This is a genomic window from Streptomyces inusitatus (genome assembly GCF_014651115.1).
Taxonomy (GTDB): Bacteria; Actinomycetota; Actinomycetes; order Streptomycetales; family Streptomycetaceae; genus Streptomyces; species Streptomyces amakusaensis.
The window spans coordinates 54,193-76,363 of sequence record NZ_BMWG01000002.1 but is presented as its reverse complement, the minus strand read 5'-3'; the positions used below and the strand labels follow the sequence as shown (position 1 = coordinate 76,363).

Here is a 22,171-nt window from a genome sequence, read left to right as displayed (position 1 = left end):
CGGCGATCGTGGCGACCTCTTGGGCCACGGCTGTGGGGTTCGCGAGCCGCATGGGGCAGCAGCTCCGGCTCCTCCGCACGGCTCACGCCTCGACCCCAGGTTCGGAACCTTGCCTCCGCCAGCCCGCGGCAGCCGTTCCTCGTGCGCAAATGGTCACGCGCTGCGATCCTCGTCGTGCAACGATGGGAGACATGAACCGACTGGCAAACTCCCAGTCGCCCTATCTCCTCCAGCACGTCTCCAATCCGGTGGATTGGTGGCCATGGGGAGAGGAGGCGATGCAAGAGGCCAAGCGGCGCGACGTACCCATCTTTCTCTCGGTGGGCTATTCGTCGTGTCACTTAGGCCCGCTGACCGCTGGTGTCATGTCATGGCTCACGAGTCCTTCGAGGACGAATCGACGGCCGCGTACATGAATGAGCACTTCGTGAACGTCAAGGTCGACCGGGAGGAGCGGCCGGACGTCGACGCCGTCTACATGGAGGCGGTGCAGGCGGCGACGGGGCAGGGTGGGTGGCCGATGTCGGTCTTTATGACGGCGGAGGGGGAGCCGTTCTACTTCGGGACGTATTTCCCGCCCGAGCCGCGGCACGGGATGGCGTCGTTCAGGCAGGTGCTCGAAGGGGTGCGGGCGGCCTGGGGGGATCGGCGGGAGGAGGTGGCGGAGGTCGCGCGGAGGATTACGGGGGATTTGGCGGGGCGGGAGCTGGGGGCGGGGGATTCGGGGCGGCCGACGGCGGAGTCGCAGGGGAGTGCGCTGCTGCGGCTGAGCAGGGATTACGACCCGGTGAGCGGTTGGTTCGGGGAGGGGGACACGAAGTTCCCGCCGAGCATGGTGGTGGAGTTCCTGCTTCGTCACCACGCCAGGACCGGTTCGGACGGCGCGCTGGAGATGGCGGAGGGCGCCTGTGAGGCCATGGTGCGGTCCAGCCTGTACGACCAGGTGGGGGGCGGGTTTCACCGCTATGTGCTGCGTCCTGTGCCGCGGGGGGCGCTGGTGCCGCACTTCGAGAAGATGCTGTATGACAACGCTCTGCTGTGCCGGGCGTACGCGCACCTGTGGCGCACCACGGGATCCGAACTGGCTCGGCGTGTCGCGCTGGAGACCGCAGACTTCATGGTCCGGGAGCTGCGGACGGCGGAGGGCGGTTTCGCCTCGGCGCTCGACGCGGACAGTGTGGACGCGACGGGCGGGAAGAGTGAGGGCGCGTTCTACGTCTGGACGCCGGAGCAGCTGAGCGAGGCGCTGGGGGACGAGGACGGCCGCCGGGCGGCCGGGCTGTACGGGGTGACCGAGGAGGGCACCTTTGAGCACGGGGCTTCCGTGCTCCAGCTCCCGGGCGAGGAGGCGGACGCGTCGATCCGTGAGCGGCTGCTCGCCGCGCGGGAGCTGAGGCACCGGCCCGAGCGGGACGACAAGGTGGTGGCGGCGTGGAACGGGCTGGTGGTCGCGGCGCTCGCGGAGACGGGGGCGTTCTTCGACCGGCCGGATCTGGTCGAGCGGGCCACCGAGGCGGCGGACCTCCTCGTACGGCTGCATCTGGACGACTCGGCGAGGCTCTCCCGTACCTCGAAGGACGGCCGGGTGGGCCCCAACGCGGGGGTGCTGGAGGACTACGCGGATGTCGCGGAGGGGCTTCTCGCGCTCGCGGCGGTCACCGGGGAGGGCGTCTGGCTGGAGTTCGCCGGGCTGCTGCTGGACATCGTCATCGACCGGTTCACCGGTGAGAACGGGACGCTCTACGACACCGCCGACGACGCCGAGAAGCTGATCCGCCGCCCGCAGGACCCGACCGACAACGCCACTCCGTCCGGCTGGACCGCCGCGGCGGGGGCGCTGCTCTCGTACGCGGCGCACACCGGGTCCGAGGCGCATCTGACGGCGGCCGAGCGGGCGCTGGGGGTGGTGAAGAACCTCGGGCCGAAGGCGCCGAGGTTCATCGGATGGGGGCTCGCCGTGGCGGAGGCGCTGCTGGACGGCCCCCGGGAGGTCGCGGTGGTCGGGCCCGCCGACGATCCGGCGACGGCCGCGCTGCACCGTACGGCGCTGCTGGCGGCCGCGCCCGGCGCGGTGGTGGCGGTGGGCATCCCCGGCGGGGACGAGTTTCCGCTGCTGAGGGACCGGGAGCTGGTGGGCGGCGAGGCGGCGGCCTATGTCTGCCGCGCGTTCGTGTGCCGGCGGCCGGTGACGGACAGCGCCGAGCTGGCGGGGGAGCTGACACCCGGCGGCGGCGGGATCTAAAGCGCTCTAAAGCGGACGCTGGAGCCGTACGCCGTCCCTGAGGGTCCGCAGCGCGCGGTCCACCAGTTCGGCCAGGTCGTCCTGGTGGTCGCGGGCCGCCCAGTACAGCATCACCTCGCGCAGCGCGCCCAGCACGGCGGCGGTGAACACACGTACGTCGAGATCGCCGTGGGGGCGGCCGGTGCGGTCCGCGAGGGCGCGGACCAGCAGGTCGGAGGTGAGGGCGATGGACTCGGTCATCCGGGCGCGGATCGCCGGGACCTCGACCATCAGCCGGGTGCGCAGGACGGCTTCCGCGCGCTCCTCCGGGGTGAAGGCGGCCAGGCCCGTGGTGATCACGAGCCGGAGCGAGTCGAGCGGGTCCTCGGCGGGCGGCCGGGCCCGCAGCTCGGTCTCCAGGGAGGGGTGGAGTCCGCCGCTGAGGACGATGTCCTCCTTGGTGGGGAAGTAGCGGAAGACCGTGGACGGGGAGACCTCGGCGGCCTCCGCGATCTGCTCGACGGTGGTCGCCTCGTACCCCTGCTCCGCGACCAGCCGGTGGGTGGCGCGGCGGATCGCGATCCGGGTCTTGAGCTTCTTGCGCTCCCGCAGCCCCATCGGCGGCGGGCCGGAGGTCTCGGCGGGGGCGGGGGTGATGGCGGCCATGCGCTCATTGTCCCGTACCGGTCTTCGGGCGGGCCGTGTCCACGCGCCTGTCCGCCCCGGATTCCCCCGCCCCGGGTTCCCCGCCCCCGGCGCCGGACAGGAAGGCCGTGGCGGGCGGGCCGCCACGGCCGGGAGAGCGGGGAGAGAGCGGGGGGAGAGAGAAAGGGGGTCAGCTCTGGTAGGCCACCAGGGAGATGCCGACGTAGTGCACGACGAACGCCGCCAGCGTCAAGGAGTGGAACACCTCGTGGAAGCCGAAGAAGCGCGGTGAGGGGTTGGGGCGCTTGATCCCGTAGACCACGCCGCCCACGCTGTAGAGCAGCCCGCCGACGATCACGCAGACGAGCACCGCGATGCCGCCCGTACGGAGGAAGTCCGGCAGGAAGAAGACGGCGGCCCAGCCCATCGCGATGTAGCAGGGCGTGTAGAGCCAGCGCGGCGCGCCCACCCAGAAGACCCGGAAGGCTATGCCGGCCGCCGCGGCCGCCCAGACCGCCCAGAGAAGGGGGCGGGCGGTGGAGTCGGGGAGCAGCAGCATCGTCAGCGGGGTGTAGGTGCCCGCGATGATCAGGAAGATATTGGCGTGGTCGAGCCGGCGCAGCACCGCCTCCCCGCGCGGGCCCCAGTCGCCCCGGTGGTAGAGGGCGCTGACCCCGAAGAGCAGGCACGCGGTGAGCACATAGATCGCGCACGCGACCCGGGCCTTGGTGGAGCCGGCGAACGCGGTGAGCACCAGTCCGGCGACCAGGACGGCGGGGAACATCCCGGCATGCAGCCAGCCGCGCATCTTCGGTTTCACCGGAGGGGATTCTGTCTCGGTCACTTCGGGCGCGGCAGAGGTCATATCTGGATGGTACCTACGCAACCGTAGGTAACAGACCGGTGTGCCGGACCCGCCGCCGGGCCGCTCCCGCGCGGTCGGGTTCACCGGCGGTTCCCCGGCGGTTCCCCGGCGAACGGGGTCGTACCGGGACACGAATGGCGGTACCCAGCACCCGGCACGAGTGGCGATGCTCACGTGAGACACCCCCTGGACATATGGGCGCGAGCCCCGGATGATCAGATGAGTGCAGTCGGCACCGGATGAGCGCCTGCGAAGCATCCGGGTCGCGGCCCCCACGGGGCAGCAAGGAAAAACAGCACAGGGCAACCGCACAGGGCACCCCTCAAAACCCTCACTTAGGAGCGATCGTGGCGCGCGACATCGCGGCTTCCACCACCTTCCCCAGCACCGCCCCCACCGATCACAAGGCGCTGATCTCGTGGGTCGACGAGATCGCGGCGATCACCCAGCCCGACCGCGTCGTCTGGTGCGACGGATCGGAGGCCGAGTACGACCGGCTGTGCGAGGAGCTGGTCGCCAAGGGGACGTTCACGAAGCTGGACCCGGCCACCCGGCCGAACTCCTACTACGCCGCGTCCGACCCCACCGATGTCGCACGCGTCGAGGACCGCACCTTCATCTGCTCCGAGAAGGAGGAGGACGCCGGGCCCACCAACCACTGGAAGGCCCCGGCGGAGATGAAGGCCCTCTTCACCGGCGGTGAGGACGGCACGGCCGGCGAAGGCATCTTCCGCGGCTCGATGCGCGGTCGCACGATGTACGTCGTCCCCTTCTGCATGGGCCCGCTCGGCTCCCCGCTCTCCGCCATCGGCGTCGAGATCACCGACTCCGCCTACGTCGCGGTCTCCATGCGCACCATGACCCGGATGGGACAGCCCGTCCTGGACGAGCTCGGCGAGGACGGCTTCTTCGTCAAGGCCGTCCACACCCTCGGCGCGCCCCTCGCGGAGGGCGAGCGGGACGTCCCGTGGCCGTGCAACTCCACCAAGTACATCTCGCACTTCCCCGAGACCCGCGAGATCTGGTCGTACGGCTCGGGCTACGGCGGCAACGCCCTGCTCGGCAAGAAGTGCTACGCGCTGCGCATCGCCTCCGTCATGGCCCGTGACGAGGGCTGGCTGGCCGAGCACATGCTGATCCTCAAGCTCACCCCGCCCGCCGGCGAGTCGGAGTCCCCGAAGTACATCGCCGCCGCCTTCCCCTCCGCCTGCGGCAAGACCAACCTCGCCATGCTGGAGCCCACCGTCCCCGGCTGGACCGTGGAGACCATCGGCGACGACATCGCCTGGATGCGCTTCGGCGAGGACGGCCGGCTGTACGCGATCAACCCCGAGGCCGGTTTCTTCGGCGTCGCGCCCGGCACCGGCGAGCACACCAACGCCAACGCCATGAAGACTCTCTGGGGCAACGCCGTCTTCACCAATGTCGCGCTCACCGACGACAACGACGTCTGGTGGGAGGGCATGACCGAGGAGACCCCGGCCCACCTCACGGACTGGAAGGGCAACGACTGGACCCCCGAGTCGGGGACCCCGGCCGCCCACCCCAACGCCCGCTTCACCGTGCCCGCCGCCCAGTGCCCGACCGTCGCCCCGGAGTGGGAGGACCCCAAGGGCGTGCCGATCTCGGCGATCCTCTTCGGCGGCCGCCGCGCCAGCGCCGTTCCGCTGGTCACCGAGTCCTTCGACTGGCAGCACGGCGTCTTCCTCGGTGCGAACGTGGCCTCCGAGAAGACCGCCGCCGCCGAGGGCAAGGTCGGCGAGCTGCGCCGCGACCCGTTCGCGATGCTGCCGTTCTGCGGCTACAACATGGGCGACTACATGGCCCACTGGATCAAGGTCGGCCAGCAGGCGGACGCGGCCAAGCTGCCGAAGATCTACTACGTGAACTGGTTCCGCAAGAACGACGCGGGGAAGTTCGTCTGGCCGGGCTTCGGCGAGAACAGCCGGGTGCTCAAGTGGATCGTGGAGCGGCTTGAGGGCCGGGCCGAGGGCGTCGAGACCCCGATCGGCATCCTGCCGGCGGCGGGCTCGCTCGACACGGACGGTCTCGATCTGGCCGCCGACGACCTCGACTTCCTGCTCAAGGTCGACCGGGAGGTCTGGCGCGAGGAGGCGGCGCTGATCCCCGAGCACCTCAACACCTTCGGCGACCACACCCCCAAGGAGCTGTGGGACGAGTACCGCTCGCTGGTCGCCCGCCTCGGCTGACCGGCTCCCCGCCCGCTCCGGCAGCCGCCGGGCGGGCGGGGCCGCTCGAACCTCGCGGCGGACCGGCCCGACCAGTCCCGCCCTGACCTGTGGGGGTCACCCTCAGGCCCGCCGCGTTCCGGCCCCCGGAGTCCCCTCAGACTCCGGGGGCCGCCTTCTTTCTCCCGGCCGGTGCGCACAGCCTCCCAGCCGGTATGTGCGGCATCCCCGCCGGTATGTGCGGCTCCCGGCCGGTGCGCGCGGCGGGAGCGTCCCCGGACGGGACCCGGGGGGATGTGAATCCCGTCCGGAGACGCGTGGGTGGCACCCGGTCCACGCGCCTCACCGGCCCGTGAACCGGGGCCGTCAGTGGGCCCCGACCAGACCGGGGGTGTCGAGAGCGGCGGCGTGGGCGTCCATCCGCTCGGCGGCGAGGATCGCGGCCGCCGTGTCCGCGCGGGACGCCGCGACCACCAGCGCCCGCCCGGCCAGGGCGTGCGCCCGGCGGTGCAGGGCCTCGGGGCGGGCCCCGCTCAGACCCGCGTGGCGGACCGGCGGCGCGCCGCGCAATCTGGCGATCTGGGCCGCGACCCGCTCGGCGGCGTCGTCGAGCGACAGTTCGTCGGTGACGGCCAGCAGCGCGGAGAGATGACCGGCGAGCTGGATGTCCAGCTCGTCCTCACGGGAGCGGTGGGGGTAGTCGGCGCTGTCGGCCATGGTGTGGACGGACCGGGTGCGTATTGGCTCGTACATGGGGGATGGCCTCCTGCTCACTTTCAGGAGACCATCCTAGCTTGGATTCTGTCTAAAGTTGAGTCTCGTCGGATCTGGTGGCTCGATAGCGGCGGGTCGGGCGGTTTCCCCAGCTCAGGCCGGTCGAGATCCGGTCAGGGCTGGCCGTAGCCATCCAGGAAGGTCCCGATCCGGGTCACCGCGTCCGCGAGATCCTTGGTGGCGGGCAGGGTCACGATCCGGAAGTGATCGGGTTCCGGCCAGTTGAACCCCGTACCGTGCACGACCATGATCTTCTCGGCGCGCAGCAGATCGAGGACCATCTGCCGGTCGTCCTTGATCTTGTAGACCTTGGGGTCGAGCCGGGGGAAGAGATACAGCGCGCCCTTGGGCTTGACGCAGCTGACCCCGGGGATCTGGGTGAGCAGCTCGTACGCCACGTCCCGCTGCTCCAGGATCCGCCCGCCCGGCAGAACGAGGTCCTCGATCGACTGCCGGCCGCCGAGCGCGCTGGCCACGGCGTGCTGGGAGGGCATGTTCGCGCAGAGCCGCATATTGGCGAGGATGGTCAGACCCTCGATGTAGGAGGAGGCGTGGGCCTTGGGCCCGCAGACCGCCATCCAGCCGGAGCGGTACCCCGCGACGCGGTAGTTCTTGGAGAGCCCGTTGAAGGTGAGGACCATCAGATCGGGGGCGATCGCGGCGGTCGGGGTGTGGGTCGCGCCGTCGTAGAGGATCTTGTCGTAGATCTCGTCGGAGCAGACGATCAGATTGTGGCGGCGGGCGATTTCGGTGAGCCCGCGCAGCATCTCGTCGTCATAGACCGCGCCGGTGGGATTGTTCGGATTGATGATCACGATCGCCTTGGTGCGGTCGGTGATCTTCCGTTCGATGTCGGCGAGGTCCGGCATCCAGTCGGACTGTTCGTCGCACCGGTAATGCACGGCGGTGCCCCCGGCGAGCGATACGGAGGCGGTCCACAGCGGATAGTCGGGAGCGGGTACGAGCACCTCGTCGCCGTCGTCGAGCAGTGCCTGCATCGACATCTGAATCAGTTCGGAGACGCCGTTGCCGAGATAGACGTCCTCGACGTCCAGCTCGATCCCCTTGGTCTGGTAGTGCTGCATCACCGCGCGCCGGGCGGAGAGCAGCCCCTTGGCGTCGCCGTAGCCGTGAGCCGTTCCCAGATTGCGGAGGATGTCCTCCAGAATCTCCGGCGGGCACTCGAACCCGAAGGCCGCCGGGTTGCCGGTATTGAGCTTGAGGATGCGATGACCCGCCGCTTCCAGCCGCATCGCCTCCTCAAGGACGGGACCCCGGATCTCGTAACAGACATTTGCGAGCTTCGTCGACTGGATCACCTGCATGCCGGTGAGCTTACGGCCGTGTAACCGGGGTCGTCGGATGTTTTCACCCCTCGCGACCTTGTACGGGAATGGAGGCCCGGCTGCTCGGTACGGTGGCCGGGGCATCCATCCTTGGAATGCGATAGCGGAGCGGGCCGCACGCCTGCGGTTTATGCGGTACGGCGACGAGAGCGGCGATTTGGTGTTGCGCTCGTCACTCGTCACTCGTCACTCGGCCGGGTCCGGCGGGACGAAACGCGCGGGTGGGGTGCGCGGGTGGAGCGCCCGGGTGGGGCCCGGGGCGGGCGACCGCCGTGCCGGGCCCGGGTACGCCCGCCCGCCCCATGCTGTGCGCCCGGGCCGGTCACGGTGGCGCGGGGCCGATGGGCGGCCGGTCCGGGCCGGGCGCCGCCGGTGGAAATGAGAATTTCTTCATCTCCGGCGGGATGCGGCCGATCGAGTCGAATCGGACGGGCTTATTCGTGCGGCGGGGATCCACCGGCCGGAAAGAGGAATTCCAGATGGGGCGCGAATTTGGGCCCTGTTTATTTATGGGTAATTTTGTGGTTTGGTGAAAAAATAGAACCCCGGGGCGCATGCATTCATGCGTCCCGGGGTTCTATTCCCGCCGGCTTGGCGTCAGGAGTTGACGCAGGTGTTGCCGAAGGCCGGGTTCAGGAGGCCGATGACATTGATCGAGTTGCCACAGAGGTTGATGGGCACGTGTACGGGGACCTGAACCACGTTGCCGGACAGCACGCCGGGCGAACCGACGGCCGCGCCGTTGGCACCGGCGTCGGCCATGGCCGGAGCGGCGGATCCCAGCGTCATGAGGACGCCCGCGACAACGGCAGCAGCCTTTGTGTGCTTCATTTCATTGATCCTTTCAGCGGTGGTGCTGTACGCAGCCGCGGCCTTCGCGCTGCGTCGACAGTTCCCTGTGCATGGGCACCCCCGCAGAGTTAGTAACGAGGAGGTTCCCGCGAGGAAACCTTTATATGGCCGCCGGTTCGAAAACTCACTCGGATGCAGCACGGTGAATTATTGAACCGGGTGGAAACATAGCCTATGGGGAACGCGGCCACATCTTTTTTGAAATTCAGGAAGAAAAGCGCCGAATGAGTGTGCCCCCGAACGCACCGCGCTCGGGGGCACACTCACGACCTCGGCGTCCGCGCTCAGCTGTTGCCGGCGCCGTTGCCTGACAGGACCGGGATGTTGCTGAGGATGTGCGACAGCGGCTCGTCGCCCTTGGCCTGAGTCGAGTTCTCGGTGCACTGCTGGTTCTGCGGGGCCGAGAGGATCGGGATGTCCTGGACGGCGACCGGGATGAGACCGATGAGCGAGCCGACGTTCGCCTTGGCGGGCAGGCCGATGCAGGGCTTGTTGAGCGAGCCCTGGACCAGAGCGATCTGCGGGCTCATGTCGCCGTGGGTGGCGGAGTTGCCGTAGGCCTGCGTCGAGCCGTTGCCGCTGAAGGACGTGGTGCCGTTGTCGTTGCCGATGGCCATGGCCTGGGGGGCCATCGCGGCGCCTGCGCCCACCATCGAAGCGGTGACCGCGGCGGTTGCCAGAATCTTCTTGATCACTTGTGTTCCTTTTCGCTGTGAACGATCGATCGTGGAGCAGCCTGGTCAACCGTTCCGGGACCCGTTTGGTTCTGCCCGTTCACCCGAATGCCGCAACGGCGGGCGGCGAACCGCGCGCACCCGTACGGAAGATCGATGGAGGGCCATGCGAGTGACCCGCCGACCACTGTCCCGACGTCCCGACGTCCCACTGTCCCGATGTCCCGTCGGCCGGACGGAGCACGCGTACCCCGGCACCGAGGGGGTGTCGGGGTACGCGTGGGGGATCGGTGTGCCGGGTCCGCCCGGGGGCGGATTCGGCGGTTCAGCTGTTGCCGGCGCCGTTGCCCGACAGGACCGGGATGTTGCTGAGGATGTGCGACAGCGGCTCGTCGCCCTTGGCCTGAGTCGAGTTCTCGGTGCACTGCTGGTTCTGCGGGGCGGAGAGCACCGAGACGTCCTGGACGGCGACCGGGATGAGACCGATGAGCGAGCCGACGTTCGCCTTGAGCGGCAGGCCGACGCAGGGCTTGTTGAGCGAGCCCTGGACCAGACCCAGCTGCGGGCTCTGGTCGCCGTGGGTGGCGGAGTTGCCGTACGCCTGGATCGAGTCGTTGCCGCTGACCGAGGTGGTGCCCTGGTGGTCGCCGATGGCCATAGCCTGCGGTGCCATCGCCGCGCCCGCGCCCGCCACGGAGAGGGTGACCGCGGCGGTCGCCATAACCTTCTTGAGCATGTTCCGTCCTTCTGTCTCGTGGATGCCCGCAAGTGGAGCGCCCTGAGCAACTCCGCCGGGGTTGTTTGGTTCCGCCGGTTCACTCCAATGGACCCCATGCGGCGGACTCATCGGCTCATATGCCGAATCGGGGAGCATCGTGGCCGCCGCCCGTGCTCGTCTCCTGGTCTCTCCGCGCGGCGTCCGTTCCGCTCTGTACCCGGCCCGGCCGCCCGAACCGGAAGCCGGGCGGGGATGCCACCCTTACGGACGTACGGGAAGGGGGCGCGGCCCACCGGCTGCCGCACCCCCTTCCGTCGTGTCCGCCCCCGGCGGCGGCGGTCAGCCGCCCAGCTCGATGCCGCCGAGGAGGGGCGTCGCCGCACCGGCGGTCTTCAGCGCGCTCTGGGGGGCGTCGCCCTTGACCTGGTTCAGCTCCATCGCGGTGTCGGCGACGTCCTTCACCACGTTTCCGCTGCCGCCGTTCAGCAGCGGGCTCTGGCTGACGAGCTGGTTGACGCCGCCGTTGAGGCTCATGGGGGGCATGCCGGACGTGGTCGCCGCCATCGCGGGCGAGGCCGCGCCGAGCGCCGCGACCGAACCGGCGATGATCGCGGCAACCCTGGTGTACTTCATGTCTTCGCATCCCTTCTCCGGCGACGGTCGTCGCCGACGACGACATGCGTAACGAGCCCCCGCTTCCGGAGAAACCCCTGCGGCGATTCTCGTATCAGCGGATGAACACCGATGAGCGCCGACGCTGAGTCCCGGCGGCGGGCCCAGTCGCGGGCCCAGTCGCGGGCCCCGGCGGCCGTCGGCGCGCGCGCCGGGCCGTTCTGTGGCAGCGGGTCCGCGGCCGGTCCGCGGCGGCCCGCCGTCGCCGGAGGGTGACGGCGCGTCACCCCGTACGGCCCTCGCGGCCCCGCCCAACGAGCCTTGCCGGAAAGGGATGTGCCCGATCACCCGAAGGGATATTTCCGGCGGGAATCCGCGATGCCCGGAAAAGGGCGGCCCGGCCGGTCGGGCATCTCGCCCGCCAACATCCCCGGCCTTTCGGGTGATCAGCCGCCAATTGGCCCAACAAGCGCGTCCTACCTGTTTTCCGACTAGTTTCTGACAAACTGCACTCCTGTTTTTGTCATGTAGATCGAACAGGGAGAGCCAGTCATGCCGAAACCGACCGGCCTCACCGCCCGAGGTGTTCTGGGCGCGGTTCTCCTGCTCGCACTGTCGGCCGTGACACTGTCGGCCCCGCCCCATTCTGCCGCCGCGTCACAGGCCTCTCCCGTATCGGCCCCCCTGGCCGTCGACGTGTCCGGCCAGCCGGAATCGGAGCGCATTCCCTTCGCCCAGCGCTATCAGGCCGTGCACCACGGCGGCATCGTCCGCGCCGCGAATTCCTCGATCACCTGCACCTCGCCGACGAGCACGTCAGGACCCTCCTGCACCTCGGCGAGATCCGGCGACGGGGTCAACAGCGACTTCGAGATGTACTACATCGACCAGGACGACGACCCCAACACCTACAACTCCAGCCGCGCCCGGCTCGCGATCCCGAGCAACTCCACGGTGACCTACGCCCGGCTGTACTGGGGCGGAAATCTGCTGGCCGGAGAACAGAAGCCGCCCGAGGACAATGGACGCGTTCTCATCGCGGAACAGGGCGGCCAATATCAGCAGGTACTCGCCGACACCCGAATCGCCCACCGGGACGCGGACGGGGCCGACGCCTTTCAGGCCTCGGCCGACATCACCCCACTGGTGCGCCGCGCCGGATCCGGCCTCTACACCGTGGCCCAGATCAATGTGGCGATGGGGAATTCGACGGTCGGCGCCTGGGGCGGCTGGACCCTGGTCGTCGCCTATGAGAACAGCACCGAACCCCTGCGCCATCTCTCCCTCTGGGACGGATTCGAGGCGCTCGGCACCGACCGGAAGAGCCAGGAGATCAGCCTCTCCGGACTCCGTGTCCCCGCCGGGGCGAAGGGCCGCGCCGGATTCGTCTCCTACGACGGGGACCGGGGCGAGAAGGGCGACGCGGTGAGCGTACGGGCGGACGGCGCGAAGGCGTTCGGGCTCACCGACACGGCCAATCCCGCCACCGACGTCATGAATTCCACCATCACCGGACCCGAGGGCGCGATCAGCCGGCAGCCCGCCCACTCGAACACCCTCGGCTACGACTCCGACGTGTTCGACATCGGCCCCGCGCTGACCGCCGGCGGCACCCGTCTCACCTTCCTCTTCGACGCCGGGACGGGCGGATACGGCCTCGGCGTCCTCTTCGCGCAGACGGACACCCGCCGCTGAACCCCACCCCGCCCCGCGACCGCCCTGCCGCTGCCCCGCCGCCGCACCGCTCGTCCGAGCCCGAGCCCGAGCCACACAAGAGAGCCGCACGTGCCGCAAGAAAGCCGGACCGAGCCGAGCCGACCGACGATTCTCCATCTGGTGCAGCCGGTGGAGGGCGGAGTCGCACGCGTCGTCACCGATCTGGTCCGGGCGCAGACCGCCGAAGGAGTACGGGCGATCGTGGCCTGCCCGCCCGGCGGCGAACTCGCCGACCGCGCCGAGGCCGCGGGCGCCCGGGTGCGGCTGTGGAACGCGGCGCGCGAACCGGGCCCCGGACTCCCCGTCGAAGTCCTCGCCGCCGGGCGGCTGATCCGCCGCGACCGGCCCCATCTGGTGCACGCCCACAGCGCCAAGGCGGGCCTCGCCGCCCGGCTCGCCGTCAGAGGGCGCGTCCCCACCGTCTTCCAGCCGCACGCCTGGTCCTTCGAGGCCGTCGCGGGCCGCACCGCCCGGGCCGCGCTGACCTGGGAGCGGTACGCCACCCGCTGGAGCACCCGCACCCTGTGCGTCAGCGAGAGCGAGCGCCGGACCGGCGAACGCGCCGGTATCGCCGCCCGCTGGGCCGTCATCCGCAACGGCGTCGACCTCGGCCACTTCGCCCCCGCCGACGGACTCGCCCCCGAGGACGACCGCCGCACCGCCCGGGCCTCCCTCGACGCGCTCGGCGACGTACCCGCCGACGCGCCCCTCGTGGTCTGCGTCGGCCGGCTCTGCCGGCAGAAAGGACAGGACACCCTCCTCACCGCCTGGCCCCGGGTGCTCGCCCGCGTCCCCGCCGCCCGGCTGCTGCTCGTCGGCGACGGACCCGACCGCGAACACCTCGTCCGCGACGCGCCCCCCGGCGTCCTGTTCGCGGGCGCGGTCCCCGACACCGGCCCCTGGCTGCGCGCCGCCGACCTGCTCGTGCTCCCCTCCCGCTGGGAGGGGATGGCGCTCGCCCCGCTGGAGGCCATGGCCTGCGGACGGCCCGTCGTGGTGACCGACGTCGGCGGGGCGGGCGAGAGCCTCCCACCCGGCCACCGGCGGCACAGCCTCGTACCGCCGGGCGACCCGGGAGCCCTCGCGGCGGCCGTCGCCGCGCTGCTCACCGACGCCGGGCTGCGCGCCGCGCTCGGCGGCGAGGCCCGGGCCCATGTCCGGGCCACCGGCGATGTGCGCGCCACCGCCGCCGCCGTACTCGACCTCTACCGGGACCTACTGCTGCCGCACCACCCCCCGACCAGGAAGAGCGCCAAGCGATGACGACGGAGAGCGTTCCAGCGCCCCACACCGCCCGGCCCCTGGCCGGGGCCGGACCCATGACCACCGCCCTGCACCCGCCGCGCGGCCCGGCCCGCCCCCGGACGAGGGCGCTCTCCCCGGCCCGGCCCGCCACCGGCGGACGCGGACCGGTGGCCGCGCTGCTCGCCGCCGACGCGCTCGCCCCGGCGCTCACCGCCGCCCTGCTGCCCGCCCCCGGCCGCCTCCCGCTCGCCGTGCTCGCCCTGCTCGTACTCCTCCAGCCCGCCCTGCACGCCTGCCGGGGCCTGTACCGCCCCAGCCTCTCCCCGTCCGCGCTCGCCGAAGCGCCCACCGTCGCCGGGCTCGCCCTGCTTCAGTGGCTCGTCCTCACCGAGGCGCTGACCGCCCACGACAGCCGGTACGCCATCGGCTGGCGGGAACTCGTCCTCGCCGTGCTCACCCAGACCGCGTTCTGCTGCGCCGCCCGGGGCCTCGTCCACCTGGGCCGCCGCAGGGCCGCCGCGCGCCGGCCGCAATCCGTGCTCGTCGTCGGCCGGGGCGCGCTCGCCCAGCAGGTCACCCGGGCCCTGACCGCCCGCCCCGAGTACGGCATGCGCCCGGTCGGCCAGATCGCCGCCGCCCCCGACGACGGCGGCGGACCGCTGCCCCTCCTCACCACCCGGCAGGCCGTCGCCCGGGCCGTGGGCGGACACGCCGTGCGGCACGCGCTCTTCACCGAACCGCCCGGACCCGACACCGAGACCGCCGCCCTGCTGCGGCTCTTCGCCCGGCACGGCTGCCGGCTCTGGCTGGTCGAGGGGGGAGCGGCCGCGGGCAACACCTGGAGCCGGGCCGTCGGCCACGACCATCTGTGGGGACTCTCCGTACGCCCCCTCCGCGCGGCCCTGCACCGGCCCGTCGCCCGCGCCGTCAAACGCGTCATCGACACCGTCGTCGCCGCCGCCGCGCTGATCCTCGCCGCGCCCGTGATGGCGGTCTGCGCGCTCGCCGTGCGCATCGCGGACGGGCCCGGCGGCGTCATCTTCCGCCAGGAGCGCGTCGGCCTCGGCGGAAAACCGTTCACTCTGCTGAAGTTCCGCACCCTGAGCCCCGCCGACGAACACGAGTCCGCCACCCTGTGGAACGTCGCCTTCGACCGCCGGATGTCCACCACCGGCAGTCTGCTCCGCCGCACCTCGCTCGATGAGCTGCCCCAGCTGTGGAATGTGCTGCGCGGCGACATGAGCCTGGTGGGACCCCGGCCCGAACGGCCCTACTTCGTCGCCAAGTTCAGCCATGTCCACCCCGGCTACCAGGCCCGCCACCGGATGCCCGCCGGAATCACCGGCCTCGCCCAGATCCACGGGCTGCGCGGCGACACCTCCATCGAGGAGCGGGCCCGCTTCGACAACCACTACATCGAGACCTGGTCGCCCTGGCGGGACGTGTGCATCCTGGCCCGCACGGCGGCCTCGCTCCTGCGGCTCGGAGGAAGCTGAGCGATGGCCCTGCTCCAGTCCGCGCCCGCCGCCCCGAGCGCCGCCGACCGGCCCGACCGGCCCGGGCGGCGGCCCGGCCCCGCCCACTGGCTGCCGCTGCTGCCGCTGCTCGCGACCGTGCTGCTGCTCGCCGCGCCGCTCCCGGCCGGCGACGGGCTCGGCTCGCGCGGCCCGGCCCCCGCCGACCTCGCCTCCGCAGCCCTCGTGCTGTTCGTCGCCCTCCGGCTGCTCCGAACGCGCGCCCGCCCGCTGACCCCGGCCGCCGCGCTCGTCCTCGCGCTGCCGGTCGCCGCCCTCGCCCTCGCCACCGTCACCGCGGCCGACCCGGCCGCCGCGCTGCCCGGACTCGTCCGCCATCTCCAGGTCTTCGTCCTGGTCCCGGCCGCCGTGCTGCTCTCGCTCCGGGACGCCCGGGACGTCCGGCTGCTCGCCGCCGCGCTCGTCGCCCTCGCGGTCGTGCAGGGCGCGCTCGGACTCCACCAGTACGCCACCGCCACCGGCGCGTCCTACATGGGCGAGAACATCCGCGCCGTCGGCACCTTCGGCCCCACCGACGTCATGGGCATGGCCACCGTCGTCGCCTACGGCCTGCTGGCCGCCGCCGCGATCGCCCTGCTCCCGCCCGCGAACGCGCCCCGATGGCTGCGCCCCGCCGCGCTCGCCCTCGCGGCGGCCCTCGCCGTACCGCTCGCGCTGTCCTTCAGCCGGGGCGCGTGGATCGCCACGGCCGCCGCCGGTACGGTCGTGCTCGCGCTCACCGGCCTGCGGCGGGCGGCCAAGACGCTGGCCGTGCTGGCGGCGGCCGCGGTCGTCCTGGTCGGCGGCCTCGGCGTGGGCTCCCAGCTGATCTCCGAGCGGGTCGGCAGCATCACCCGGGTCACGGAGGCCCCCGACCGCTCGGTGACCGACCGCTACGCGATGTGGGCCGCCGCCGGGAGCATGTGGCGGCAGACCCCGGTCACCGGCGTCGGCCTCAAGGGCTTCCCCGCCCACCGCGACGGCCACGCCTCGATCGGCCTCTCCTCGGCGGCCGACACGGCGGGCGCGGGCTTCGCCTTCCGGCATCAGCCGCTGCTCTCGCCGCACAACATGTATCTGCTGATCCTCAGTGAGCAGGGGCTGATCGGTCTCACCGCCTTCGCGGGCGGCTGGGCGGCGATCCTGACCGCCGGGGTGGTACGGCTGGTACGGCTGGTACGGCATCGGAGTCGGTGGCGCGGGCGCGCGGCGGCGGCTGACTGCGGGCTGATCGCCGTGGCGCTGATGCTCTGGCAGACCGTGGACTTCCTCTACGCCGACATCGGCGGCCCCTCGACCGTGCTGACCGGCGTCGTCCTGGGCCTGGCGGCCTGGTGGGCGATGGCCCCCGCCGCCGGGACCACCGGGGTCACCGGGACCGCCGCCACCGGCCGGGAAGCGACGACCGCCGCGTGACCGGCCCGACGCCCCCGGCCCCGGAGTCCGTGCCCCCGCCTCCCGTCCTGGCACCCGGCCCCCCGCCGCTCGGGAGGTTCCTCGCGCGGGCGGCGGCGGTCACCGCCGGACTCACCGTCGCCGGGGCGCTGCTGGGGCTCGTACGCGACCAGACCATCGCCCGGATCTACGGCGCGAGCACCGAGAGCGACGCCTTCCTCATCGCCTGGACCGTCCCCGAGATGGCCGCGACCCTCCTCATCGAGGACGCGATGGCCCTCCTGCTCGTCCCCGCCTTCAGCCACGCCATCACCCGTCGCGCCGCCGCGGCCCGCACCAGCGGCCAGGACCCCGTGAGCGAGCTGGTCGCCGCGACCCTCCCCCGGCTGCTCGGCGCGCTCGCCGCCCTCACCGGGCTGCTGATCCTCTTCGCCCCCCAGTTCGTCCGGGCCCTCGCCCCCGGCTTCGCCGACCCCGCGCTCGCCGTCGACTGCACCCGTCTCACCGCGCTCACCGTCCTCACCTACGGCACCGCCGGTTACTTCAGCGCCGTCCTGCGCGCCCACGGGAGCTTTCTGCCGCCCGCCGGGGTCTACATCGCCTCCAACATCGGCATCATCGGCACCACCCTGCTGCTCAACTCCCTCTGGGGCGTACGCGCCGCCGCCGCCGGAGTCGCCGTCGGCGGCGTACTGATGGTCCTCGTCCAGCTCCCCGCCTTCCTCCGCCGGACCGCCTGGCGCGCCGCCCGCCGCCCCCGGCGAGCGGGACCCCGTCTCGCGCCCCCGCTCGTCGGCTTCGCCGTCGTCGCGCCGATCATGCTCTTCGCGGCCGGCCGCCAGTCGCAGGTCCTGGTCGAACGCTTCCTCGCCTCGTCGCTCCCCGGCGGGGCGATCTCCCATCTCAACTACGCGCAGAAGGTCGCGCAGCTGCCGATGGTCCTGTCGCTGATGTTCTGCACCGTCACCTTCCCCGTGATCGCCAAGGCCGTCGCCGCCGGTGACCGTGAAGGGGCCCGCCGCCGGGTCGAGAACGACCTCGCCCTCGCGGGCCTGGTGGTGCTCCTCGGCACGGCGCTCATCCTGGGGTACGCGCCCGAGCTGGTCGAAGTCCTCTTCCAGCGCGGGGCCTTCACCGCCGAGGACACCGGGACCACCGCCGCCGTCATGCGGGTGTACGCCGCCGGACTCCTCGGCCACACCCTCGTCGGCGCGCTCGGCAGACCCTTCTTCTCCGCCGGACGGCCCACCTGGTACCCGTTCGCCGCGATGGCCGCCGGACTGATCGTCACCGTCGCCGCCGGGACGGCCGCCGCCGGACCGTGGGGGGTGTACGGGATCGCCGCCGCCAACGCCGCCGGAATCTGCGCCACCGCGCTGCTGCTGCTCTTCGGGCTCGGCTCCCGGGTGGTCGCCATCGAGGTCGGGGCGATCGGCCGCACCCTCGCCCGGCTCGGCGCGGCGGCCGGAGCGGCGGCCCTGGCCGGGTGGCTGGCCGCGCCGCTCACCGCCGACCCGCTGCTGAGCCTGGCGCTCGGCGCCCTGCTCGTCCCCGCCGTCTTCACCGCCGCCGGACTCGCCCTGCGCGCCCCGGAGATCGTCCACCTGCTGGCCCTCACCCGACAGAGGATCCGTCATGTCCGCTGACACGGCGACGACCCGCCCCGCCCGACCCCCGGCCACCTCCTGGCCCTGGATCCTGATGTACCACTCGGTGGCCGACCCCGCCGATGACCCGTACGGCATCACCGTCGCCCCCGCCAGGCTCGACCTCCAGCTCGCCCGGCTGCGCGCGCTCGGACTGACCGGCGTCGGCGTCGACACCCTGCTCAGGGCGCACGCCCGGGGCCGGGCCCAGGGACTGGTCGGGCTCACCTTCGACGACGGGTACGCCGACTTCACCGAGGCCGCCCTGCCGGTGCTGCGGCGGCACGGCTGCACCGCCACCCTGTTCGTCCTGCCGGGACGGCTCGGCGGCGACAACGTCTGGGACGCGCGGGGCCCCCGCAAGCCGCTGCTGGACGAGCGCGGCATCCGCGCCGCCGCGAGTGCCGGGACCGAGATCGCCTCCCACGGGCTCTACCACGTCGATCTGACAGCCGTGGACGACGCCGTACTGAGCGAGGAGACCACCCGCAGCCGGGAGTGGCTGCGCGAGCTGACCGGCGAGGAACCGGCGGGCTTCTGCTACCCGTACGGCACGGTCGACGCCCGGGTCGCGGACGCCGTACGCGCCGCCGGATACGCCTACGCCTGCGCGATCCGGCCGCCCGCCGCGCTGACCGGCGCGTACGCCCTGCCCCGCACCCATGTCAGCCACGCCGACCGGGCCGCACGGCTCGGGCTGAAGCGGCTGCGGCACCGGCTGGGGCTGTGAGACGGCCGGTGCGGGCACTCCATGTGATCACCGGGCTGGGGGTCGGCGGCGCGGAGCAGCAACTGCGGCTGCTGCTCCGGCGGCTGCCCCTCCACTGCGACGTGGTGACGCTCACCAACCCGGGCCCGGTCGCGGACGGTCTGCGCGCCGACGGGGTCCGGGTGACCCATCTGAGGATGGGCGGCAACCGCGACCTCGGCGCGCTGCCCCGGCTCGTCCGGGTGATCCGCGAGGGCCGCTACGACCTGGTGCACACCCATCTCTACCGGGCCTGTGTGTACGGACGGATCGCGGCCCACCTCGCGGGTGTGCGCACCCTCGTGGCCACCGAGCACTCGCTCGGCGCGGCGGAGATCGAGGGCCGCCCGCTGACCCGCCCCACGCGCGCGCTCTATCTGGCCACCGAGCGGCTGGGGTCGGCGACCGTCGCGGTCTCCGAGACCGTCGCGGCAAGGCTGCGAGCCTGGGGGGTGCCCGCGCACCGCGTCCACGTCGTCCCCAACGGAGTCGATGCGGACCGGTTCCGCTTCGATCCGGCCGCGCGCGCCGCACTCCGCGCCGAACTGGCCATCGGACCGCAAGAATTCGTGGTCGGCGGGGTGGGGCGGCTCGTCCCCGGCAAACGCTTCGACCTGCTGATCCGCGCGGTCGCCGACCTCCCCGGCGCCCGTCTCCTCCTCGCGGGCGACGGCCCCGAGCGCCACGCCCTGCGCGCGCTCGCGGCCCGCCTCCGCGCCACGGACCGGGTCCACTTCCTCGGCGCGCGCGCGGACGTCCCCGAAGTCCTCTCGGCGCTCGACGTCTTCGTGTCCCCGTCCCGCGAGGAGGCCTTCGGGCTGGCCGTCGTGGAGGCGCTCGCCGCCGGACTTCCCGTGCTGTACCGCGTCTGCCCGGCCCTTGAGGACCTGCCGCCCGGACAGGCCCCCGGCAGCCTGCGGATCGGCGGCTCGGCCGGGGAGCTGACCGAGGAGCTGCGAAGGCGGCGGGGGGCCGCCCGGGGGCTGCGGGAGCCGCCCGCCGCCGCGGCGCACTACTCCATCGCCACCAGCGGCGAACGCCTCATGGCGCTCTACGAGTGCCTGCACGCCGATCCGCTCCACCACCCCATCCACCACCACCCGACGGAGAGAGCCCTCCCATGACCGACTCATCCGACTCGTCCGAGACCCCGGAGCCCGCCCCCCGAAGGCGGATCAGACGCCTCGTCGGCCGGATCTTCTCACTGCCCCGCTGGTGGCCGCTGCCCGCACTGGCGCTCGCCGGAGCGGCCGGCGGAGCCGCGTACGGGGTGCTCGTCACCCCCCAGTACGCCGCCACCAGCTATGTCGTCGCCGTCCCCGCCAAGGACACCCAGCCCGCCGCCGCCCTCGGCTTCGCCCAGGCTTATGGCCGCATCGCCACCAGCGACTCCACCATCGCCTACGCCCGGGTCGCCGTCGGCATCCCGGCCAAGGCGCTTCGCGCCCAGGTGCGGACCGAGACCTCACCCGACTCGCCGATGATCGCGATCACCGGCACCTCGGAGCGGCGCGCCGAGGCCGCCGACATCGCCAACGCCGTCGCCGACGCGATCTTCGTCAGCAGCAACCAGGTCGCCAAGAGCACCGGCGTCCAACTGGTCAGCTTCTCCCAGGCGATCCCGCCCGCCCACCCCTCGTCCGCCTCGCCCCGGATCGCCACGGCGGTCGGCGGCTCGGCCGGGGCGCTGATCGGCGCGCTCGTCCTGCTGGTGCGCCCCCGGCGGCTGCCCCGCTCCACCGTGGCCGCCGTCCCCGCGCCGGCCGGGGCGGGCGACGCCGTCGAGCGGGAGCGGGTCTGATGGGGCGGGCGGGGGCCGGGCCGACCGTCGCACTCTGCCGCGACGGGCACGCTTTCGCCCGGCTGCGGCCCGAGTGGGACGCCCTCCAGCGCCGCTGCGCCGAAGCCACCCCCTTCCAGAACCACGCCTGGCTGGAATCCTGGTGGCTCTCCTACGCGGCGGGCGGCCGGCTGCGGACCGTGCTCGTACGGCTGGACGGCCGGCTGATCGCCGCCGCGCCGCTCATGCTCGTCCACCGCCCGATGCCCCTGCTCGTCCTCCTCGGCGGCGCGATCTCCGACTACGGCGACATCCTCGTCGACGACGAGCACCGGGACGTGGCGATCGGAGCGCTCGCGGACGGTGTGCGGCGCGCCGCCCCGGGCGCGGTGACCGATCTGCGCGAGGTACGGCCGGGGGCCGCCGCCGAGCTGCTGTACGAGAGCTGGCGGGGCGGCCGGCGGCGGCTGGCCGACTCGGTCTGTCTGGAGCTGCCCGCCGCCCCCATGACGGAGCTGCTCCAGCGGCTCCCGGCCCACCGCGCCCAGCGGGTGCGGGCCAAACTCCGCAGAATCGACTCGCTGAAGATCGAGGACCGCACGGTGACCGAGGACGAGGTGCCCGACGCCATGGCGCATCTGCTGCGCCTCCACGAACTCCAGTGGCGCGGGCGCGGGGTCACCGTCGAGCATCTGCGCCCCCGGTTCGCCGAGCATCTGGTGCGGGCCACCCGCCGGATGGTGCGCGAGGGGGCGGCCGATCTGACGGAGTACCGCCGGGACGGCGAGGTGGTCGCGGCGAGTGTGGCGCTGCTGTCCGGGCGGCTCACCGGCGGATATCTGTACGGCGCGCACCCGGGGCTGAGACAGGACAAGGTCGACGTCGCCACGATGCTGCTCCGCCACGACGCCGACGCCGCCGCCGCGTCGGGCCGCCGGGTGGTGAGCCTGCTGCGCGGGGACGAGGCGTACAAGAACCACTGGCGGCCCGAGGCGGTCGCCAACCAGCGGCTGCTGCTGGCCCCGCCCGGACTCGAACCTCTCCTCCGGCTCCACACCGCGCGCGCCGCCTGGCGCGACCGCGCGGCGAGCGCCGTGAACGCCCGGCTCCCCGCCGCGCAGCTGTGGCGCGCCCGGCTCAACGACTGGCGGGCGGGGCTGCGATCGCCCTAGCCCTAGCCCTGGCCCTGGCCCGCCCGTCGCCGTCGCCGTCTAGTCGTCCGAGAGGCCGA

18 protein-coding genes and 1 pseudogene are annotated in these 22,171 nt (G+C 72.6%); 11 read left to right on the top strand and 8 right to left on the bottom strand.

Annotated features, from left to right (window positions below; genetic code table 11):
- Window positions 1-191: 191 nt before the first annotated feature.
- Window positions 192-2,242 (top strand): annotated as a pseudogene (locus IE247_RS04090) (thioredoxin domain-containing protein).
- A 6-nt stretch (window positions 2,243-2,248) separates the two neighbouring features.
- On the opposite strand, the gene IE247_RS04085 reads toward IE247_RS04090, so the two are convergent.
- Together IE247_RS04085 and trhA are read right to left on the bottom strand one after the other, a co-directional pair.
- On the bottom strand, window positions 2,249-2,887 hold the full coding sequence (locus IE247_RS04085; RefSeq protein ID WP_190121502.1) for a TetR/AcrR family transcriptional regulator: 639 nt from the start codon (window positions 2,885-2,887) through the stop codon (window positions 2,249-2,251).
- Window positions 2,888-3,056: 169 nt separating this feature from the next.
- Window positions 3,057-3,731, bottom strand: a complete 675-nt coding sequence (trhA, locus tag IE247_RS04080; protein WP_190121501.1) for a PAQR family membrane homeostasis protein TrhA — start codon at window positions 3,729-3,731, stop codon at window positions 3,057-3,059.
- Window positions 3,732-4,078: 347 nt separating this feature from the next.
- On the opposite strand from trhA, the gene IE247_RS04075 reads away from it, so the two are divergent.
- Window positions 4,079-5,941, top strand: coding sequence for a phosphoenolpyruvate carboxykinase (GTP) (locus IE247_RS04075; RefSeq protein ID WP_190121500.1), 1,863 nt, complete (start codon window positions 4,079-4,081; stop codon window positions 5,939-5,941).
- 345 nt (window positions 5,942-6,286) lie between these two features.
- Here IE247_RS04075 and IE247_RS04070 read toward each other — a convergent pair whose 3' ends face one another.
- The 6 genes from IE247_RS04070 to IE247_RS04045 form a co-directional block, all read right to left on the bottom strand.
- Entirely contained in the window at window positions 6,287-6,673 is a 387-nt protein-coding gene (locus tag IE247_RS04070) for an SCO4983 family protein (protein WP_190121499.1), read from the bottom strand.
- A 134-nt stretch (window positions 6,674-6,807) separates the two neighbouring features.
- Complete coding sequence (locus IE247_RS04065) at window positions 6,808-8,019, bottom strand: pyridoxal phosphate-dependent aminotransferase (RefSeq protein WP_190121498.1); 1,212 nt, start codon at window positions 8,017-8,019, stop codon at window positions 6,808-6,810.
- 618 nt (window positions 8,020-8,637) lie between these two features.
- Entirely contained in the window at window positions 8,638-8,871 is a 234-nt protein-coding gene (locus IE247_RS04060) for a chaplin (RefSeq protein WP_190121497.1), read from the bottom strand.
- Window positions 8,872-9,176: 305 nt separating this feature from the next.
- The gene (locus tag IE247_RS04055; protein WP_190121496.1) at window positions 9,177-9,587 is read right to left on the bottom strand and encodes a rodlin; all 411 of its coding nucleotides are present in this window, start codon (window positions 9,585-9,587) and stop codon (window positions 9,177-9,179) included.
- 304 nt (window positions 9,588-9,891) lie between these two features.
- Window positions 9,892-10,302: a rodlin gene (locus IE247_RS04050; RefSeq protein ID WP_190121495.1), complete on the bottom strand. Its 411-nt coding sequence runs from the start codon at window positions 10,300-10,302 to the stop codon at window positions 9,892-9,894.
- Between the two features lie 321 nt (window positions 10,303-10,623).
- Window positions 10,624-10,917 carry a hypothetical protein gene (locus IE247_RS04045; RefSeq protein ID WP_190121494.1) on the bottom strand — a complete coding sequence of 98 codons (294 nt, stop codon included), beginning with the start codon at window positions 10,915-10,917 and terminating at the stop codon, window positions 10,624-10,626.
- 531 nt (window positions 10,918-11,448) lie between these two features.
- Here IE247_RS04045 and IE247_RS04040 point away from each other — a divergent pair.
- From IE247_RS04040 to IE247_RS04000, 9 genes are all read left to right on the top strand, one after another.
- Window positions 11,449-12,591 carry a DUF3344 domain-containing protein gene (locus IE247_RS04040; protein ID WP_190121493.1) on the top strand — a complete coding sequence of 381 codons (1,143 nt, stop codon included), beginning with the start codon at window positions 11,449-11,451 and terminating at the stop codon, window positions 12,589-12,591.
- Window positions 12,592-12,681: 90 nt separating this feature from the next.
- Window positions 12,682-13,875 carry a glycosyltransferase gene (locus IE247_RS04035; protein ID WP_190121492.1) on the top strand — a complete coding sequence of 398 codons (1,194 nt, stop codon included), beginning with the start codon at window positions 12,682-12,684 and terminating at the stop codon, window positions 13,873-13,875.
- Window positions 13,872-15,353, top strand: coding sequence for a sugar transferase (locus IE247_RS04030; RefSeq protein ID WP_190121491.1), 1,482 nt, complete (start codon window positions 13,872-13,874; stop codon window positions 15,351-15,353). Before IE247_RS04035 ends, IE247_RS04030 begins: the two co-directional genes overlap by 4 nt.
- A gap of 3 nt (window positions 15,354-15,356) precedes the next feature.
- The gene (locus IE247_RS04025) at window positions 15,357-16,787 is read left to right on the top strand and encodes an O-antigen ligase family protein (RefSeq protein ID WP_190121490.1); all 1,431 of its coding nucleotides are present in this window, start codon (window positions 15,357-15,359) and stop codon (window positions 16,785-16,787) included.
- Window positions 16,784-18,412 (top strand): lipid II flippase MurJ, encoded by a 1,629-nt coding sequence (locus IE247_RS04020; RefSeq protein ID WP_373305500.1) that lies wholly within the window; start codon window positions 16,784-16,786, stop codon window positions 18,410-18,412. Before IE247_RS04025 ends, IE247_RS04020 begins: the two co-directional genes overlap by 4 nt.
- Complete coding sequence (locus tag IE247_RS04015; RefSeq protein ID WP_190121489.1) at window positions 18,402-19,142, top strand: polysaccharide deacetylase family protein; 741 nt, start codon at window positions 18,402-18,404, stop codon at window positions 19,140-19,142. The genes IE247_RS04020 and IE247_RS04015 overlap by 11 nt, the downstream gene beginning before the upstream one ends.
- An 8-nt stretch (window positions 19,143-19,150) precedes the next feature.
- Window positions 19,151-20,284: a glycosyltransferase gene (locus IE247_RS04010; protein ID WP_190121488.1), complete on the top strand. Its 1,134-nt coding sequence runs from the start codon at window positions 19,151-19,153 to the stop codon at window positions 20,282-20,284.
- Complete coding sequence (locus IE247_RS04005; RefSeq protein WP_190121487.1) at window positions 20,281-20,961, top strand: YveK family protein; 681 nt, start codon at window positions 20,281-20,283, stop codon at window positions 20,959-20,961. Before IE247_RS04010 ends, IE247_RS04005 begins: the two co-directional genes overlap by 4 nt.
- A complete protein-coding gene (locus IE247_RS04000; protein WP_190121486.1) occupies window positions 20,961-22,112 on the top strand; it encodes a GNAT family N-acetyltransferase in 1,152 nt (383 codons plus the stop codon). Before IE247_RS04005 ends, IE247_RS04000 begins: the two co-directional genes overlap by 1 nt.
- Window positions 22,113-22,171 lie beyond the last annotated feature (59 nt).

Coding starts and splice junctions, on each gene's coding strand:
- IE247_RS04085 (WP_190121502.1), bottom strand. CDS start 2,887: ATGGCCGCCATCACCCCCGCCCCCGCCGAGACCTCCGGCCCGCCGCCG.
- trhA (WP_190121501.1), bottom strand. CDS start 3,731: ATGACCTCTGCCGCGCCCGAAGTGACCGAGACAGAATCCCCTCCGGTG.
- IE247_RS04070 (WP_190121499.1), bottom strand. CDS start 6,673: ATGTACGAGCCAATACGCACCCGGTCCGTCCACACCATGGCCGACAGC.
- IE247_RS04065 (WP_190121498.1), bottom strand. CDS start 8,019: ATGCAGGTGATCCAGTCGACGAAGCTCGCAAATGTCTGTTACGAGATC.
- IE247_RS04060 (WP_190121497.1), bottom strand. CDS start 8,871: ATGAAGCACACAAAGGCTGCTGCCGTTGTCGCGGGCGTCCTCATGACG.
- IE247_RS04050 (WP_190121495.1), bottom strand. CDS start 10,302: ATGCTCAAGAAGGTTATGGCGACCGCCGCGGTCACCCTCTCCGTGGCG.
- IE247_RS04045 (WP_190121494.1), bottom strand. CDS start 10,917: ATGAAGTACACCAGGGTTGCCGCGATCATCGCCGGTTCGGTCGCGGCG.
- IE247_RS04040 (WP_190121493.1), top strand. CDS start 11,449: ATGCCGAAACCGACCGGCCTCACCGCCCGAGGTGTTCTGGGCGCGGTT.
- IE247_RS04030 (WP_190121491.1), top strand. CDS start 13,872: ATGACGACGGAGAGCGTTCCAGCGCCCCACACCGCCCGGCCCCTGGCC.
- IE247_RS04025 (WP_190121490.1), top strand. CDS start 15,357: ATGGCCCTGCTCCAGTCCGCGCCCGCCGCCCCGAGCGCCGCCGACCGG.
- IE247_RS04015 (WP_190121489.1), top strand. CDS start 18,402: ATGTCCGCTGACACGGCGACGACCCGCCCCGCCCGACCCCCGGCCACC.
- IE247_RS04005 (WP_190121487.1), top strand. CDS start 20,281: ATGACCGACTCATCCGACTCGTCCGAGACCCCGGAGCCCGCCCCCCGA.
- IE247_RS04000 (WP_190121486.1), top strand. CDS start 20,961: ATGGGGCGGGCGGGGGCCGGGCCGACCGTCGCACTCTGCCGCGACGGG.